The organism is Streptomyces sp. BE303, assembly GCF_036290945.1.
In the GTDB taxonomy this organism is placed as follows: Bacteria; Actinomycetota; Actinomycetes; order Streptomycetales; family Streptomycetaceae; genus Kitasatospora.
The window spans coordinates 1-436 of sequence record NZ_JAQYWZ010000041.1; the positions used below are offsets into that span (position 1 = coordinate 1).

At 72.9% G+C, this 436-nt stretch carries 1 protein-coding gene; it reads right to left on the minus strand.

What is annotated here, in order from left to right:
* Positions 1-436 (minus strand): acyltransferase domain-containing protein (locus tag PUR56_RS00120; protein WP_329947326.1); only part of this gene is annotated, 436 nt, incomplete at both ends.

Below are 436 nucleotides of genomic sequence, written 5' to 3' on the forward strand. Positions count from 1 at the left end.
GCCCCCGCCCAGCGGCGACCACACGCCCGGGACACCGTTGACGCGCAGGGTCGCGAGCGCCGTCAGCGCGGTGGTGACTTCGTCACGGTCGCGGCGCAGCAGCGGCGCGGTGACGGCGTCGGGCTGCTGGACGAGCGCCGACAGGACGCCGTCCGGGCCCAATTCGACGACCCTGGTGACGCCGTCGAGCGCTTCGAGGGCGTCGGCGAAGCGGACCGGCTTGCGGACCTGGTCCACCCAGTACTCCGGGTCCGACCACTGCCCGACACCGACCTGACGGCCCGTCACCGACGACCCCGCCGGGACCGAAGGCTCGGAGAAGGCCAGGGACCGCACCACTGCGCGGAAGTCCTCCAACATCGGCTCCATCAACCGCGAATGGAAGGCGTGGCTGGTCCGCAGACGGCTGGTCTTCCAGCCCCGCTCGCCCGCAGCC